Raw genomic sequence first — 15,332 nt, 5'->3', positions numbered from 1 at the left:
TGCGGGCACGTTATTGTATTAGGTGTTCCGGTAAACAAAAGTTCATGGCGCGCGGATAGGGGTAACAGGAGTTAACCCCCAGATAGCCCCGCTACCCGGAGACCTGAAAGCCCAAGCCGTTACGAGGGCTCAATGCCCGCCTTCTTGATGATGGCGCCCCATTTTTCCGTTTCCTTTTTTTGGAAATCGGCAAGCTCGGCCGGCGTGGATGTCACGGGCTTCGTGCCTGTCTGTTCGTAGAACTGGACGGCGGCGCTGCGTGTGGTGGCATTGACCAGCAGATCGTGCAGCCGGGATACCACCGCGGCCGGCGTATTGGCCGGCACATAGGCGCCGAACCAGTAGCCCATTTCGTAACCCGGCACGCCCGCGCTGGCGATCGTGGGTATGTCGGGAGCCAATACCGAAGGCTGGGCCATGGTTACGCCAAGCGCGCGCAGTTTGTTGGCCTTGACCTGGGGCAGGCCGGTGGCCATGTCGGCCATCATCATGTCGATCTGGCCGCCCAGCAGGTCGGTGATGACCAGGGGATTGCTTTTGTAAGGCACGTGCAGGAGCTTTACGTCGGCCATCTGCTGGAACAGCTCGCCCGCGACCCGGCTGCTGGAGCTGCCGCTGCCGAAGCTGAGCTTTTCGGGGGTTTCCTTGGCCAGCTTGATGAAGTCGCCGACCGTCTTGGCGGGAGAGGCGGGGTTGACCACCATGATTTGCCCGCCTGTACCCAGCAAGGTGACCGGCTCGAAATCCTTGACGGGATCGTAATTGAGCTTCTTGTAAAGATGCGGGTTGGCCGATTGCGACGTATTGGTGGTGATCAACACTTTATAGCCGTCGGGCTCGGCGCGCGCCACGTCGCTGGCGCCTATCATGGCGCTTGCTCCGGGCTTGTTCTCGATGACGACCACTTGCTTGGTCTGTTCGGTTATGCCTTGGCCGATTGCGCGGGCTAGCTGGTCGGTGGCGCTGCCGGGTCCGAAAGGCACCACAAAGGTAATGGATTTGCTGGGGTAGTCTTGCGCATGCGATGGCGCGGCAAGAGGCAGGCATAGGCCCAGTGCCGCAGCCAATAATGTTTTTTTGATTTGACCCGGGTTCATGGGTTGTCTCCTTTTGGGTGGGTTGGTCAGGGGGTGATGTCGGGCAGGGTGGCGGCCAGGCCGCTGTTTACCCGGATCGGAAAATCCAGCAGATGGAACGACAGGGCCTTGCCGTGGGTATCCAGGTTGAGCGCGTCGTTGACGCCGCCGTCCAGGATGCCTTCCAGCACGAAATTCATGGCGTCTATGGATTCAATCAGGTAGCGCCGCACGCGCCGGGGCTTGCGGAATTCAAACCATTTTTCCAGGGCCTGTTCGGTAAGCTGCTCTTTCAGTATGGGAAAAAGCTCGGCAGTCCAGGCGATCACGCTGATGTTGGATATGTCCCCCTTGTCGCCCGTGCGGCTGTGCGCAAGGCGGTATAAGGGAACGAGGACGAGGTTATCTGTGGCGGGCATGAATTCATTCATCCGTGAAAGTCCAGCTTGCCGGTGCCAGGTCGCGGGGGACGGCACTGGACAGGCTGTTCAGGCGGGGCCGCAGAGCCGTGCGGACTCCGCCGCCGCCGGCGGGGCCGCAGGTATACAGCGCGGTGACCTCGTGCAGGACGCGTGCGGCGGTTTCCTTATCGGGATGCGCGGCCGCGACGCGCAGACGCACGTCCCTGGCCTGACCGGCCGCCTGCTGGCGCAGGTAGCGGCCGTCGTCGTCGCCGAAAATGCTGACGGCGCCGATCAGGTCTATGCGCAGCTTCAAATGCGCGCCTATCCGCTTTTGGACAATGTCCGCCGCCAGGCGCGCGCGCGCCTCGGCCTGCAATCCGGCGTAGGAAATCTCGGCCTCCGCCAGCCAACCGCCGCGATAGCAGATATTGACTTTCAGGGTGTCGGGCCTGGGGTGGCCGGTGACGCCCCGCACATCGACCCTGTCGGGCCCGTTTTGCGCGACACGCACCTGGCTGATATCGGCGATGACGTCGGGCGTCAGGTAGGCGGCGGGGTCATGCACTTCGTACAGCAGTTGCTCTTTGACGGTTTGCAGCGTGACGGCGCCGCCCGTGCCGGCCGCCTTGGTGACCGAGAACGCTCCTGAACCATCGATGCTGGCAATCGGAAAGCCCAGCGTGTCCATGTCCGGCACTTCTTTAAGGCCGGGTATGGCGAAGTAGCCGCCGCTGACCTGGGTACCGCACTCCAGCAGGTGGCCCGCCATGGTGGCGCAGCCCAGCCGGTGCCAGTCGTCGTGCCGCCAATCGAAGTGCGCCAAGGCGGGTCCCAATACCAGCGAGGGGTCGGCCACCCGTCCCGCAACCACGATGTCGGCCTCGGCTTGCAGGGCCTGGGCGATTTCCACCGCGCCCTGGTAGGCGTTCACGCTGACGATATCGAGTCGGTCGAATTCGGGCCCCAAACGCTCGCGCAGGTAAGCCAGCTGTTCGGGCCGGGTCAGTTGGTCGCCCGACAGCACGGCGATGCGCGGCGCGCGCAATGCCAGCTCCCGCGCGAGCGATTGAATGCGCCGGGCGGCGGCGGGCGGGTTGGCCGCGCCGAAATTGCTGATTATTCGTATCTTGTGCTTCAGGCAATCGGCCAGCGCGGGCCGCAGCAACTCGGCCAGCAAGGGCTCATAGCCGAGTTCCGGATCGCTGTTCTTGGCCAGCTGCGACAACGCCAGGGTGCGCTCGGCCAGCGTTTCGAATATCAGCGCCTGGCCGCCGCTTTGGATCAGCGTGTCGACGACCGGCCGCACGCCGTCGCTGCGGTCGCCCGAGAACCCTGTGGCGCAGCCTATGGTAAGTGGTGTCGTCTCCATGCCCGTATATGCCTGTTGTGTGTTTGCCGCTGTACTATAGAATTGCTAAATTGATAAGTTAAATAGAAATATCTTATTTATTGATCCAACATTTTTATGAATCTATCGTCCCGCCAATTGCGCGCCTTTGTGGCTCTTGCCCAGGAACGGCACTTTACAAAAGCGGCGGAGCGCTGCCACACCACCCAGCCGGCATTCAGCGCCCTGATCAGGACGCTGGAGGACGCCGCCGGCACCCGGCTGTTCGACCGTACGACACGGCGGGTGGAACTGACGCCCGAGGGCAGGCTGTTCAACGAGTCGGCCTTGAGGCTGCTGAACGATCTGGACAGCGTCATGGAGGACATCCATGACCATGTCGCCAAGCGCAAGGGGAGGGTTGCCGTTGCGGCCTTGCCTTCGTTGGCCGCCGGCTGGCTGCCCGGCATCTATGCGCAGTTTCTGGCCCGCTATCCCGGGGTTGAGCTGCAGTTGCACGACGCCTTGCTGGAGCCTTGCCTGGATCTGGTCCGGCGGGGTTCGGTCGATATCGCCGTGGCGGCCAAGGGACGGGACATGGCCGGCCTGGCCGCCGAGCCGCTGTGCGAGGACTACTTCCATTTGGTGTGCCGCAACGATCATCCGCTGTCGCAGCGGCCGGCCGTGCATCTGCGCGAACTCAAGGGAAGCGCCATCATCCAGCTTGGCAAGGCCAGCAGCATTCGCCAGAGCCTGTTGCGCAGCAACGTGTTCGCAGGGCTGGACACCTTCCTGGAAGTCGATCACCTGGCAACCGTGACGGGTCTGGTGGCGGCGGGGCTGGGCGTCAGCCTGGTGCCTTCCATGACCTTGTTCCAGTTCCGGCATCCCGGCATCGCGGTGGTGCCGCTGGCGGGAAAGAGCCGCCTGAAGCGCTCGCTCTACCTGATACGCCGCAGCGAAAAAAGCTTGTCCAGCGCGGCGCGGGCCTTTTACGAGTTGCTTCAGGAGCAGCGCGGCAGCCTGCCTGAAGGGTAGCGCAACGTACAATGTCGGACGCCGCCACTTCGATCGCATCTTCATGAGATTCACCCACAGGGGCCCGGCCCCAAGCCGTCGCAACGATATTCAGACCATCAGATCGCTTTTGCCTTTCGTCTGGCAGTTCAAGTGGCGCGTCATGGCCGCCCTGGCCTGTCTGGTGGCCGCCAAGGTGGCCAGCGTTATCCTGCCCTTGTACCTGAAAGAGGTGGTGGACAAGCTCAGTGTGCCGGCCACGCTGATGGTCCTGCCGGTTGCCGCCTTGCTGGGCTATGGTTTTGCCCGCTTGGCCAGCAGCGTGTTCGGCGAGCTGCGCGATGCCTTGTTCGCACGCGTGACGCAAGGCTCAATACGGCGCATTGCCACCCGGCTTTTCAAGCACCTGTTTGCCTTGTCCCTGCGCTTTCACATGCAGCGCCAGACAGGCGGCCTGAGCCGCGATATCGAGCGCGGCACCAAGGGCATAGGCTTCTTGCTGAACTTCATGGTCTTCAATATCTTGCCGACCTTGCTGGAGATCGGCATGGTGGCGGCCATCCTGCTGTGGCGCTACGATTTCATGTTCGCCATCGTGACGATAGGCACCATCGTGGCCTATATCGCATTTACCTTGCTGGTGACCGAAAAGCGCATGGTGTATCGGCGCAGCATGAACGAACTGGACAGCAAGGCCAACAGCAAGGCCATTGATGCCTTGCTCAATTACGAGACCGTCAAGTATTTCGGCAACGAAGGCTACGAAATCGATCGCTATGACCGCAACCTGGGCAAATGGGTGGATTCCGCGGTGAAGAACCAGGTGTCCCTGAATTTTCTGAACATGGGACAGGGCTTCATCATTACCATCGGCATCACCTTGTTGCTCTGGCTGTCGGCCCAGGGAGTGGTCAGCCAGACCATGTCGGTGGGCGATGTGGTGCTGGTGTCGGCTTACCTGACGCAACTGTATGCGCCATTGAATTTCCTGGGCTTCGTGTATCGGGAGATCAAGCATGCGCTGGCCGACATGGAGCGCATGTTCAGCCTGATGGAGCAGGGCCAGGAAGTGGCGGACGGGCCCGATGCGCGCAAGCTGAAGGCGGCCCAGGCCAGCATCGAATTCGATAGGGTGGATTTCGGCTATGAGGCCAATCGCCAGATACTGTTCGACGTCAGTTTCACGATACCGGCGGGCCGGACGCTGGCCGTGGTGGGATCGTCGGGCGCGGGGAAATCGACCTTGTCGCGCCTGATGTTCCGCTTCTATGACATCGATGCCGGCGCCATACGGGTCAACGGCATCGACATTCGCGACCTGACTCAGGCCAGCCTGCGCCAGCACATAGGCATCGTGCCCCAGGACACGGTGTTGTTCAATGACAGCATCCTGTACAACATCGCTTACGGCAATCCGGCGGCCAGCCACGAGGAGATCGTGCAGGCCGCCAAGGCCGCAAGCATCCATGATTTTGTGACGGCCCTGCCCGAAGGCTATCAGACGCAAGTCGGCGAGCGCGGCCTGAAACTGTCCGGCGGCGAGAAACAGCGGGTGGCCATTGCCAGGACGCTGCTGAAGAATCCGCCCATCCTGATCCTGGATGAGGCCACCAGCGCTCTGGATACCCGCACCGAAAGGGCGATCCAGGAAGAGCTGAGTCTGATCGCCAAGGACAGGACCACGCTCATCATCGCCCACCGGCTATCGACCATCGTGGATGCGGATGAAATCATCGTGCTGGATCATGGCCGTGTGCTGGAGCGCGGCTCGCACCGCGATCTGCTGTTGCAGGGCGGACGGTATGCGCAAATGTGGATGCTGCAGCAAGCCGGCGGGGATGAGGAACCGACTTGACTCATATAGTACCAAAGCGGTACTATATGGCTAATGAAGTGATTCGGAGGCGCAGGTGCTGCGTATCAGCAAGATAATCGATTACGGGACGCTGTTGTTGACCCACATGGCCGGGTGCCCGGACCGTGTGTTCAGCGCGGCCGATCTGGCCGCCACATTGGGTCTTGGCCAGCCCACAGTCAGCAAGATACTCAAGCTGCTGGGCCAGCGCGATTTGGTCAAAAGCAGCCGCGGCGCCCGGGGCGGCTACACGCTTGGGCGGCCCGCCGACCAGATCAGCGTAGCGCAGATTATAGACGCTCTTGAAGAACAACCTTTCGGGCTGACCGAATGCACCGCTACGCCGGGTGCATGTTCGGTCGAAGCGGGCTGCCATATCCGCACGAATTGGCAGCGCATCAATGCCATTGTGCGGCGCACGCTCGAAGACGTCAGCGTGGCCGATATGGTCCGTCCGACCCCCATTGAATTTCCCTTGAATGCGCAGCCGGTGCCCGAGTCGAAAGCCAGGACCAAAGCGGCACGTCCCACGACATGGAGTATCCATAAATGAATTCTCTGACAGAACCCGGCGTCACGCCTCGAGCTGAACCGGGCGTTACACCCCGAGTCGATCCCATCGAGTCCTTCCTCGATCGCGAATACTCGGCCGGCTTCGTGACCGAGATCGAATCGGTAACGATACCCAAAGGCTTGTCCGAAGACACCATCCGGCTGCTTTCGTCCAAGAAGGGCGAGCCGGAATTCATGCTGGAATGGCGTCTGGCCGCTTATCGGCATTGGCTGACCATGGACCTGCCCGAGTGGGCCAAGGTCAGTTTCCCGGCCATCGATTTCCAGGACATCAGCTATTACTCCGCTCCCAAAAGCAAGAAGGACGGCCCCAAAAGCCTGGACGAAGTCGATCCCGAGCTGCTGCGCACTTATGAAAAGCTGGGCGTCCCTCTGCACGAGCGCGCCAGGCTGGCGGGCGTGGCGGTCGATGCCGTGTTCGACTCGGTGTCGGTGGCCACCACCTTCCGCAAGCAATTGGCCGAGGTCGGCGTCATCTTCTGTTCGTTCTCGGAAGCCGTGAAGGAGCACCCCGATCTGGTGCGCAAGTACCTGGGTACCGTGGTGCCTCCGGGCGACAACTTCTATGCCGCGCTCAACTCCGCGGTGTTCTCCGATGGTTCCTTCGTATTCATTCCGAAAGGGGTTCGATGTCCCATGGAACTGTCCACGTATTTCCGCATCAATGCGCAGGATACGGGGCAGTTCGAACGCACGCTGATCATTGCCGAGGAAGGCGCTTCGGTCAGCTACCTGGAAGGCTGTACGGCGCCCATGCGCGACGAAAACCAGCTGCACGCGGCCGTGGTCGAACTGGTTGCGCTGGACGACGCCAAGATCAAGTACTCCACCGTCCAGAACTGGTATCCCGGGGACAAGGACGGCGTGGGCGGCATCTACAACTTCGTGACCAAGCGCGGCGACTGTCGCGGGGCGCGTTCGCGCATTTCGTGGACTCAGGTCGAAACCGGCTCGGCCATCACCTGGAAATACCCCAGCGTCATCCTGCGCGGCGACGACTCGGTCGGCGAATTCTATTCGGTGGCGCTCAGCAATCATCGCCAGCAGGCCGACACCGGCACCAAGATGATCCACATGGGCCGCAATACCCGCAGCACCATCATTTCCAAGGGGATATCGGCGGGGCATGGCAGCAACGCCTATCGCGGCCTGGTGCGCATCACGCCCAAGGCCGAGAACGCGCGCAACTACACGCAGTGCGATTCGCTGCTGATCGGCAGCAAGTGCGCGGCGCATACCTTCCCGACCATGGAGGTGCAGAACCCCACGGCCAGCGTCGAGCACGAGGCGACAGCGTCGCGCATAGGCGAAGACCAGTTGTTCTATGCGATGCAGCGCGGCCTTTCGGCCGAAGATGCCGTGTCCATGATCGTGAACGGATTTTGCAAGGAAGTTTTCAAGGAATTGCCCATGGAATTCGCAGTCGAGGCTCAGAACCTGCTCGGCGTAAGTCTGGAAGGCAGCGTAGGTTAAGGAGAAGTAGTAATGCTAAGCATCAAGGATTTGCACGCCTCGGTCGAAGACAAGGCGATTCTGCGCGGTTTGAACCTCGAGGTTAAAGCCGGCGAGGTCCACGCCATCATGGGTCCCAACGGATCCGGCAAAAGCACGCTGTCGCAGGTGCTCGCCGGCCGCGAGGATTACAAGGTGGAAAGCGGGTCGGTGCAATGGCAGGGCCAGGATCTCCTGTCCATGCCCATTGAAGAGCGAGCCCGTTCGGGCCTGTTCCTGGCCTTTCAATATCCCATCGAAATCCCCGGCGTGTCCAATGCCTATTTCCTGCGCGCGGCCGTGAACGCGGGCCGGCGCCATCAAGGGCTGCCCGAGCTGGATGCCATGGACTTCATCAAGCGGGTCAAGACCGAAATGAAAGCCGTGGGCATGAAAGAGGAATTCCTTTACCGCTCCGTGAACGAGGGGTTTTCGGGCGGCGAAAAAAAGCGCAACGAGGTCCTGCAAATGACCTTGCTGGAACCCAAGCTGGCCATTCTGGACGAAACCGACTCCGGCCTGGATATCGACGCGCTCAAGGTCGTTGCCGACGGCGTCAATCGCCTGCGTTCGCCCGAGCGCGCGCTTATCGTCATTACCCACTATCAGCGCCTGCTGGATTACATCGTGCCCGATTTCGTGCACGTGCTGGCGGGCGGGCGCATTGTCCGTTCCGGCGGACACGAGCTGGCGCTTGAGCTTGAAGAGCGGGGCTATGGCTGGGTCAAGGATCTGGCAGCTGAAAACAAAGGGGCCGCGGCATGAGCACGGTGCAAACGTGGGTGACCGGTTTTACGGCTCATGCGCGCAGCTCTGCCGGTGCCCGGCTCCCCTGGCTGTCGTCCATGCGCCAACGCGCCATCGAACGATTTGCCGCCGAAGGCTGGCCCACCACTCGCCAGGAAGCGTGGCGCCACACCTCTCTGGCCGTGCTGGAACAGCAGTCTTTTCTTGAGGCCGGCAAGCCGTCGGCGGCGCAGCTCGCCGGGCAGTTGCGCGGCGAAGAAGCCGGCCATTGGCTGGTCTTCGTCGATGGGCGCCATGTGCCCGAGCTGTCCGATGTGGGGCCTTTGCCCCAGGGCGCCCGGGTTCAGTCCCTGTCCGAAGCTCTGGAACAGGTTCCCGAACAGGTTGAAGCCGTTTTCGGCAATGAGCTCGAGGGTTCCAGCACCGCCGCGCTGAACACCGCTTTGGCGGCCGACGGCGCCTTCATCAGCCTGGCCCGGGGCGTTGCCCTGGACCGGCCGGTGCACCTGTTGTTCATTGCGGCCAGCCAGCAGGCCGCCAGCTTTCCGCGCAATCTTATTGTCGCCGAGGCCGCGGCGCAGGCCGTTGTCGTGGAACATTATGTGGGGCAGGGCAGCGGCGCCAGCCTGACCAACACGGTAACGCGGGCCAAGCTGGCCGCGGATGCGCACGTCACCCACCTGAAGCTGCAGCAGGAAGACCCGCAGGCCTTCCATCTTGGCGCGGTCAGCGTCGAGCAGGCCAAGGGGTCGATCTATAACTCGCATTCCATGTCCTTCGGCGCGCGCCTGGCGCGCCACGATATCGCCACCCGCTTTGCCGGCGATCATTGCGAAACCCTGCTCAACGGCCTGTACTATGTCGACGGCCGCCGGCATGTCGACCACCACACCTTGATAGACCATGCGCAGCCGCATGGCGTCAGCCGCGAATTCTATCGGGGCATACTGGACGATACGGCGCGCGGCGTATTCGGCGGCCGCATCCTGGTGGCCCCGGGCGCCGACAAAACCGATGCGGTCCAGCGTTCCGACAGCCTGCTGTTGTCGCGCATGGCCAAGGCGGATGCCCGGCCCGAGCTGGAAATCTACGCCGACGACGTTAAGTGCGCGCACGGCGCCACCGTCGGCCAGATCGACGAGGACAGCATGTTCTACCTGCGCTCGCGCGGCCTGGACGAGGCGCATGCGCGCAACGTGCTGACTTATGCATTCGCGGCCCAGGCCGTCGGCCGCATCGAGCCTGAAGCGCTGCGCAGCAAGGTGGCTTCCGCCATACGTTCGCTGGTGCCGGGCGGCGCCGCGCTGGGAGAGTTCTAGCATGAATGCACCGATACGCATGGCCGGCGCGCAGGGCTTGCTGGATTGCGCCGCCGATTTTCCCATCCTGTCGCATCCCGTAAAAGGGCGCCGGCTGGCCTACCTGGATAATGGCGCCACGACGCAAAAGCCGCTGGCGGTCATCCAGGCAGAAAGCCGTTATTACGAGCATTCCAACGCCAACATCCATCGCGGCGTGCATTGGCTGTCCCAGCATGCCACCGATCTTTACGAGCAGGGGCGCGAGAGCGTCCGGAAATTGCTCAATGCCGCGCGCAGTCAGGAAATCGTTTTCACCCGCGGCACCACTGAGGCCATCAACCTGGTCGCCTACAGCTGGGGCAGGGCGGCGCTGAAAGAAGGCGACGAAATCCTGATCACCGGCATGGAGCATCATTCCAACATCGTGCCCTGGCAACTGCTGTGCGAGCAGACGGGCGCGCGATTGCGCGTGGTTCCGGTGACGGACAGCGGCGAACTGGACATGGACCAATATCGCGCCCTGTTGGGGCCGCGAACGAAACTGGTCGGCGTGGCGCATGTTTCCAATGCGCTGGGCACGGTCAATCCGGTTGTTGAGATCACCCGTCTGGCTCATGAAGCCGGCGCCAAGGTATTGATAGACGGCGCGCAGGCGGTGGCGCACCAGATGGTCGACGTGCAGGCGATCGATTGCGATTTCTATGCCTTTTCAGGACATAAGCTGTACGGTCCCACCGGCATCGGCGCCTTGTATGCGCGTTACGACATACTTAAAGACATGCCGCCCTGGCAGGGCGGCGGCGACATGATCTACACGGTCAGCTTCGAGCGCAGCACCTATGCCGATGTACCCCAGCGCTTCGAGGCGGGCACGCCGAACATCGCCGGGGTCGTCGGCCTGGACGCGGCGATTCGCTACGTTCTGGCTATCGGCCTGGAGGCCATTGCGGCGCACGAGCATTTCCTGCTCGAGCAGGGCACGCAAGAATTGCTTGCCCTGCCCGGGGTGCGCCTGATCGGCACGGCACAGCACAAGGCGGGGATCCTGTCCTTTGTGGTCGACGGCATTCATCCGCACGATCTGGGCACCATTCTGGATACGGAAGGCGTGGCCATACGGGCGGGCCATCATTGCGCCATGCCATTGATGACCCGTTTCGGCATTCCCGGCACGGCGCGGGCGTCGCTGGCGCTCTACAACACGCAGGAAGACATAGCCGCCTTGGCCGCGGCGCTGCGCAAGGCGCAGAAATTGTTTGGAACAGGGCATCAATGAGCGATCATCACAGCGATTTGCGCGAGCTTTACCAAGAAGTGATTTTCGATCACAACCGTCACCCGCGTAATTTTCATGCCATGGCGGATGCCAGCCATACGGCCGATGGACACAACCCCTTGTGCGGCGATCAATTGACAGTCTACGCGCGGGTGGAAGACGGCATCGTGCAGGAAGCCAGTTTTGTGGGTCACGGCTGCGCCATATCGACCGCTTCGGCGTCGCTGATGACCGAAGCGGTCAAGGGTCAGCCGGTGGACCAGGTCGAGGCTTTGTTTCGCGACATGCATGCCATGCTGACCGAGGCGCATCCGGAAGAGCGCGATTTCGGCAAGTTGGAAGTCTTGTCCGGCGTGCGCGAATTCCCCGCCAGGGTGAAGTGCGCAACGCTGGCCTGGCATACCTTGCATAATGCGATTACGCAGGCCAGGGATACGGCGCGTACCGAATAAGTAGAGGCACATTATGAGTTATACACGTCAAGACGTGATCGTAAGCCGCGACTGCCCCGCAGTGACGGTGCCTTACGGCTCGCCTGTCACTATTGAAAAGGGCTGCGAAGCCACCATCACCCAGCAATTGGGCGGCAGTTATACCGTCATGGTCGAGGGCAACCTGTACAGGGTCGAGGGAGCCGATGGCGATGCCCTCGGTTTCGAGCCCACTGAAGCGGCCACCCATATGCACGACGGACCGGTGACCGCGCAAGCCGTCGAGGATGCGGCCTGGAGCCTGCTGTCCACCTGCTACGACCCGGAAATCCCCATCGATATCGTGAACCTGGGCCTGGTATACAGCTGCAAGGTCATGCCCGCGGCCGACGAACAGTTCCGGATCGAGGTCCAGATGACGCTGACGGCGCCCGGTTGCGGAATGGGCACCATGATCGCCGACGAAGCGCGCAACAAGCTGTTGTCCATCCATGGCGTTGATGAAGTAAAGGTAGACTTGGTCTGGGATCCGCCCTGGAGCCGCGAAATGATCAGCGAGCCCGCCCGTTTGCAAATGGGCTTGCTTTAAGCGTTCCGGCCCCGCCGGCCCATGGCCGGCTTCCTTTTGCGGCTACCGCTCAGGCTTCGGCGCTTTGCTGAGGCCCTCCGATCGATGGCCAGCCCAACGTGGCGCCGCGCGATACCGCTTCGTAGACGGCGGCGTTGCGGTTATGCACATCCAGGCGCTGATACAGGGTTTCAGTATGCGCTTTGGCCGTTGCGACGGAGATATTCAAGTATCGCCCAACCGTCTTCATGGGATAGCCCCGCGCCAGCAGGACCAGCACTTCATATTGCCTGGGCGTCAGGCCCAGCATTTCGGATTCGGGATTGGCGTTGGCCGCCTTGGTTTTTCTTTCGTTATCAATTTGCCAATTGACCGGCTTGAAGTGAGTCAGCAGCGATTGTTGTGAGTTGGCAACGTTCGGTCGCATGGGGAAGCAGGATCCGCCCGCCAGCACCAATCGAACCGAAGCCTGCAGCACTTCGGGAGGAGCATTCTTGGGCACATAGCCGGCAACCGAGGGAGGCAGCCCCTGTACGGAGTGCGGCATATCGCTGCTGTCGGACAAAAGCAGCATGGCCTTGGGGGCAAAGACGCGCTCGGTGGCCGTCGTCAATGCGTGCACGTCTTCAAACGAGGAAATGGAAAGCAAAACCAGGTCGGATTCATCGGTGCACGGCGTGTCGCGCGCGATGCTGGAATAATCCTCGCCTTTCAGCGAAGAGCTGGGCTCGACATTGGACAATAATTGCAGGATACCCAGCCGGATCAACGGGTGCGGTTCGATGACGGTAATGAGAGACATGCTTTGTTCTTCCCTTGTTCGATGTTCGCTTGTTGCGAGCTTCGTAGTGGCAAGCTGCCGGGAAGACAAAAGCCTGTACCCTGATTTCGTTGTCACAGGGCGTTCAATATCGGCGTCTACCCGCTGAATATCACTTAGCCTACTGTCCGGTTCGCACTCAGCGAAACAAATTGTGATCTTAATTGATCCCAACTACCTAATATGGTATTAACTCATGATCTTTGTTGCAAGTAAATGTTTACCTTAGTAAATCAGCGTAAGTTGTTGCTGTTACACGGTAAATTCTTGTAAAGATGCCTATTCCGGACAGGCAAAGTGGTAATTGCGCTGGGCCTCGCCATTTTCGTTTAGCGTCAAATCGATGCTGCAGGCGTCCCGGGCGCTGTAGTTCAGGGACATTCGACCCAAGGCTGTGGGAGTATCCGCCGGCACCTGCAGCGTACCTCCCTGGCCCAGCACGGAACGTCCCCCCGGGCCGTCCTTTACCGCCCTGAGCCTGTAGCCCAGGGTTTTATTCTCCGTGCTTTGCACGTATGGAATTATGACAACGGGTTGGGTCCTAGCCATGGTTTCCAGCCAAACCTGAATATCGGCATCTGCGTTCATTTCCGGCCTTTTTAATGGTCATGCGGCGTACTCGCCCTGGAGGGGCCGCAGGCAAACAGTGATGCCTGCGGACGCCCAGTGCTTATTTTTTTATCAGCGCTGGTTCACGTACGCGTTGTTCGCGTACCCAACCTGCGTGACGGTTGCTGTGTATCCCGATCCCTTCTGGAGAATGATGGCATCGTTCTTGGCGCCGGTCTGATTGATGGTCGCCATCAGGTTCGCGCCGTTCTGTTGAATGTAGCCATCATTGAATGCACCGGTCTGATTGATGCGCGCTGTAACATATTGGCTGCCGCCGCCGTCTTGTTCAACGCCGGCCCGGTTCTTGTAGCCGTTTTGATTGATGATCGCGTCGGTGTTGTCGCCGGTCTGGGTTACCCAAGCCACGTTGCCCCAACCGCCGTTCTGGTTGATGACCGCGTACTGGTTGTTTCCTTCGCTGGAGTGGCCATGGTGATAGCCGTAGCTCCATCCACCGCTTTGGTTGATGGTGGCGTCCCCTGCATCGGCGGCTTGATAGATGGTCGCGTTGGTATTGTTGACGTTGTGCTGGTTGATGACCGCATCATTGAAGTCGCCAAAAGCCGAGATGGTTGCGTTGGCGATATTGTTGCGTTCCTGCTCGATGTAGCCGTCGTTGAAGTTGCCGAAGGACGTGATGGCGGCGCTGGCGTTTTCGTTCGACCATTGTTCGATGACCGCGTCGTTGTGGACGCCGTTCTGGTCGACCGTGGCGACGTTGGCCGCCATGGCGGCGCCTGCCCCATAAGCCAGAGTAATACCCAGGGCAATAACAGACAGTTTGATGCTCATTGCGTTTCTCCTCAAAATAAAGACCTGGATTTATCTGGCAAGCCCGGCGGTCTCTGTTCCGGGCTTGCCATACAACGCTGCTACGGATTCGAAAAGGAATCGCTTGACGTTGCCGGGGCGGCTTCCATGGCCGCCGCGCCGCCCGCAGGCAGGTCGGCGACATTGATCGCATACGTATTGCCTTCCTGGAGATAGGCCTGGATGAGGGGGGAATTCCAGTCGTTCTCATCCCTGAGCAGCCAGTTGCGGTCTTTCAAGCCCTGCACAGTCAGATGGATGACCGCGGCCTCGATGGCTTCCTTGACGCAAAGCTGGGTGGGTTCGTTACTGGTCACGCCGCCTTCGATTTCCAGCAAATCCTTGAAATTCACAAATTTGTAGACGCTGGGCCGGACCTCATAGGAAAAGATGGTCTTGGTCGTGGAAACGGCCTGCAGCACGCGGCCCGATCGTATGTCGACGCTGCGCAGGCTGACGGTGACCTGGTCCATCCGGTATTGGGTGGAAAGGCCTACTCCCAGAAAGCGCGCGCCCAGCCCGCCGGTGCGGACATTGCTTTCGTAGGCGACGATGCCGCCGTCTATCAATATGGAGGCGGGCATCAGGGCGGGGATCTGTATATTCGGCGCCGCTTCGCCCTGGGAGCCGTCCAGCGCCCGGACGATCCGGCGCTCCGTCAGCAGCTCCTGCAAGCTTTCCCGCTCCACTGGAGTGAACCAGCCCGAGTCCTTCAGCGCCTTGACCAGCATGGAAGACGCGCCCTGGGTCACAGAGGTGGAAAACGAGCTATCCGGTGCGGGCTTGTACTGGCCCGTCTGGTCCCGGAAGCCGTAGACCGCCACGGTGACTTTCCCTTTTGGAGGGGGCAGCTTGACCAGGTCGCGCGTGGAAGGCGTGGCTGGCGTCAAGTGCGCCGGCGTGGCGACCTCCGCCGGCTTGTGCGGCACGGCGCAGGCGACCAGCGCCAGGCAGACTGCGGCGGTAAGAAGAATCTTCAGGCCGCGCTGCGCGGTGTCAGGCCCGGTTTGGCTCTTATGCATGG

The 15,332-nt window shown here is 61.1% G+C and carries 16 protein-coding genes; 9 read left to right on the top strand and 7 right to left on the bottom strand.

Features of this window, described 5'->3' with window-relative positions; translation table 11 throughout:
- Positions 1 to 119: 119 nt before the first annotated feature.
- The 3 genes from V0R37_RS14425 to V0R37_RS14415 are packed head-to-tail and all read right to left on the bottom strand — an operon-like array spanning position 120 to position 2,849.
- The gene (locus V0R37_RS14425; RefSeq protein ID WP_420375182.1) at positions 120 to 1,097 is read right to left on the bottom strand and encodes a Bug family tripartite tricarboxylate transporter substrate binding protein; all 978 of its coding nucleotides are present in this window, start codon (positions 1,095 to 1,097) and stop codon (positions 120 to 122) included.
- A gap of 26 nt (positions 1,098 to 1,123) precedes the next feature.
- Positions 1,124 to 1,495, bottom strand: coding sequence for an AtuA-related protein (locus V0R37_RS14420; RefSeq protein WP_420375181.1), 372 nt, complete (start codon positions 1,493 to 1,495; stop codon positions 1,124 to 1,126).
- 4 nt (positions 1,496 to 1,499) lie between these two features.
- The gene (locus V0R37_RS14415; RefSeq protein WP_420375180.1) at positions 1,500 to 2,849 is read right to left on the bottom strand and encodes an acyclic terpene utilization AtuA family protein; all 1,350 of its coding nucleotides are present in this window, start codon (positions 2,847 to 2,849) and stop codon (positions 1,500 to 1,502) included.
- 96 nt (positions 2,850 to 2,945) lie between these two features.
- Here V0R37_RS14415 and V0R37_RS14410 point away from each other — a divergent pair, with 96 nt between their 5' ends.
- Genes V0R37_RS14410 through sufT form a run of 9 tightly spaced genes read left to right on the top strand, consistent with a single transcriptional unit; the run spans position 2,946 to position 12,087 of the window.
- Positions 2,946 to 3,845 carry a LysR family transcriptional regulator gene (locus tag V0R37_RS14410; protein ID WP_420375179.1) on the top strand — a complete coding sequence of 300 codons (900 nt, stop codon included), beginning with the start codon at positions 2,946 to 2,948 and terminating at the stop codon, positions 3,843 to 3,845.
- 43 nt (positions 3,846 to 3,888) lie between these two features.
- Positions 3,889 to 5,679, top strand: a complete 1,791-nt coding sequence (locus V0R37_RS14405; protein ID WP_420375178.1) for an ABCB family ABC transporter ATP-binding protein/permease — start codon at positions 3,889 to 3,891, stop codon at positions 5,677 to 5,679.
- 55 nt (positions 5,680 to 5,734) lie between these two features.
- Entirely contained in the window at positions 5,735 to 6,232 is a 498-nt protein-coding gene (locus V0R37_RS14400; protein ID WP_420375177.1) for an SUF system Fe-S cluster assembly regulator, read from the top strand.
- A complete protein-coding gene (sufB, locus tag V0R37_RS14395) occupies positions 6,229 to 7,725 on the top strand; it encodes a Fe-S cluster assembly protein SufB (RefSeq protein WP_420375176.1) in 1,497 nt (498 codons plus the stop codon). The genes V0R37_RS14400 and sufB overlap by 4 nt, the downstream gene beginning before the upstream one ends.
- A gap of 12 nt (positions 7,726 to 7,737) precedes the next feature.
- A complete protein-coding gene (gene sufC / locus V0R37_RS14390) occupies positions 7,738 to 8,508 on the top strand; it encodes a Fe-S cluster assembly ATPase SufC (protein ID WP_420375175.1) in 771 nt (256 codons plus the stop codon).
- Positions 8,505 to 9,809 (top strand): Fe-S cluster assembly protein SufD, encoded by a 1,305-nt coding sequence (sufD, locus tag V0R37_RS14385; RefSeq protein ID WP_420375174.1) that lies wholly within the window; start codon positions 8,505 to 8,507, stop codon positions 9,807 to 9,809. Before sufC ends, sufD begins: the two co-directional genes overlap by 4 nt.
- Before the next feature lies 1 nt (position 9,810).
- Positions 9,811 to 11,067, top strand: coding sequence for a SufS family cysteine desulfurase (locus V0R37_RS14380; protein WP_420375173.1), 1,257 nt, complete (start codon positions 9,811 to 9,813; stop codon positions 11,065 to 11,067).
- Positions 11,064 to 11,519 (top strand): Fe-S cluster assembly sulfur transfer protein SufU, encoded by a 456-nt coding sequence (gene sufU, locus V0R37_RS14375; protein WP_420375172.1) that lies wholly within the window; start codon positions 11,064 to 11,066, stop codon positions 11,517 to 11,519. The genes V0R37_RS14380 and sufU overlap by 4 nt, the downstream gene beginning before the upstream one ends.
- Positions 11,520 to 11,532: 13 nt before the next feature.
- The gene (gene sufT / locus V0R37_RS14370) at positions 11,533 to 12,087 is read left to right on the top strand and encodes a putative Fe-S cluster assembly protein SufT (protein WP_420375171.1); all 555 of its coding nucleotides are present in this window, start codon (positions 11,533 to 11,535) and stop codon (positions 12,085 to 12,087) included.
- Positions 12,088 to 12,136: 49 nt separating this feature from the next.
- On the opposite strand, the gene V0R37_RS14365 is transcribed toward sufT, so the two are convergent.
- The 4 genes from V0R37_RS14365 to V0R37_RS14350 all read right to left on the bottom strand — a co-directional run bounded on the left by V0R37_RS14365 (position 12,137) and on the right by V0R37_RS14350 (position 15,330).
- Complete coding sequence (locus V0R37_RS14365) at positions 12,137 to 12,868, bottom strand: response regulator transcription factor (RefSeq protein WP_420375170.1); 732 nt, start codon at positions 12,866 to 12,868, stop codon at positions 12,137 to 12,139.
- Positions 12,869 to 13,165: 297 nt separating this feature from the next.
- Positions 13,166 to 13,474 (bottom strand): curli-like amyloid fiber formation chaperone CsgH, encoded by a 309-nt coding sequence (gene csgH, locus V0R37_RS14360; protein ID WP_420375169.1) that lies wholly within the window; start codon positions 13,472 to 13,474, stop codon positions 13,166 to 13,168.
- 93 nt (positions 13,475 to 13,567) lie between these two features.
- Positions 13,568 to 14,290 (bottom strand): hypothetical protein, encoded by a 723-nt coding sequence (locus V0R37_RS14355; protein ID WP_420375168.1) that lies wholly within the window; start codon positions 14,288 to 14,290, stop codon positions 13,568 to 13,570.
- A gap of 80 nt (positions 14,291 to 14,370) precedes the next feature.
- Positions 14,371 to 15,330, bottom strand: a complete 960-nt coding sequence (locus tag V0R37_RS14350) for a CsgG/HfaB family protein (RefSeq protein WP_420375167.1) — start codon at positions 15,328 to 15,330, stop codon at positions 14,371 to 14,373.
- Between the last annotated feature and the right edge of the window lie 2 nt (positions 15,331 to 15,332).

This window comes from Pollutimonas rozaliensis (assembly GCF_048751585.1).
Classification (GTDB): Bacteria; Pseudomonadota; Gammaproteobacteria; order Burkholderiales; family Burkholderiaceae_B.
This window is presented reverse-complemented; position numbering and strand designations above follow the sequence as displayed.

Bases quoted from the DNA above. Each gene is read 5' to 3' on its own strand.
- V0R37_RS14410 (WP_420375179.1), top strand. From the start codon at position 2,946: ATGAATCTATCGTCCCGCCAATTGCGCGCCTTTGTGGCTCTTGCCCAG.
- V0R37_RS14350 (WP_420375167.1), bottom strand. From the start codon at position 15,330: ATGCATAAGAGCCAAACCGGGCCTGACACCGCGCAGCGCGGCCTGAAG.
- V0R37_RS14355 (WP_420375168.1), bottom strand. From the start codon at position 14,290: ATGAGCATCAAACTGTCTGTTATTGCCCTGGGTATTACTCTGGCTTAT.
- V0R37_RS14380 (WP_420375173.1), top strand. From the start codon at position 9,811: ATGAATGCACCGATACGCATGGCCGGCGCGCAGGGCTTGCTGGATTGC.
- sufU (WP_420375172.1), top strand. From the start codon at position 11,064: ATGAGCGATCATCACAGCGATTTGCGCGAGCTTTACCAAGAAGTGATT.
- V0R37_RS14425 (WP_420375182.1), bottom strand. From the start codon at position 1,097: ATGAACCCGGGTCAAATCAAAAAAACATTATTGGCTGCGGCACTGGGC.
- V0R37_RS14405 (WP_420375178.1), top strand. From the start codon at position 3,889: ATGAGATTCACCCACAGGGGCCCGGCCCCAAGCCGTCGCAACGATATT.
- V0R37_RS14365 (WP_420375170.1), bottom strand. From the start codon at position 12,868: ATGTCTCTCATTACCGTCATCGAACCGCACCCGTTGATCCGGCTGGGT.
- sufC (WP_420375175.1), top strand. From the start codon at position 7,738: ATGCTAAGCATCAAGGATTTGCACGCCTCGGTCGAAGACAAGGCGATT.
- sufT (WP_420375171.1), top strand. From the start codon at position 11,533: ATGAGTTATACACGTCAAGACGTGATCGTAAGCCGCGACTGCCCCGCA.
- V0R37_RS14415 (WP_420375180.1), bottom strand. From the start codon at position 2,849: ATGGAGACGACACCACTTACCATAGGCTGCGCCACAGGGTTCTCGGGC.
- V0R37_RS14420 (WP_420375181.1), bottom strand. From the start codon at position 1,495: ATGCCCGCCACAGATAACCTCGTCCTCGTTCCCTTATACCGCCTTGCG.
- sufD (WP_420375174.1), top strand. From the start codon at position 8,505: ATGAGCACGGTGCAAACGTGGGTGACCGGTTTTACGGCTCATGCGCGC.
- csgH (WP_420375169.1), bottom strand. From the start codon at position 13,474: ATGAACGCAGATGCCGATATTCAGGTTTGGCTGGAAACCATGGCTAGG.
- sufB (WP_420375176.1), top strand. From the start codon at position 6,229: ATGAATTCTCTGACAGAACCCGGCGTCACGCCTCGAGCTGAACCGGGC.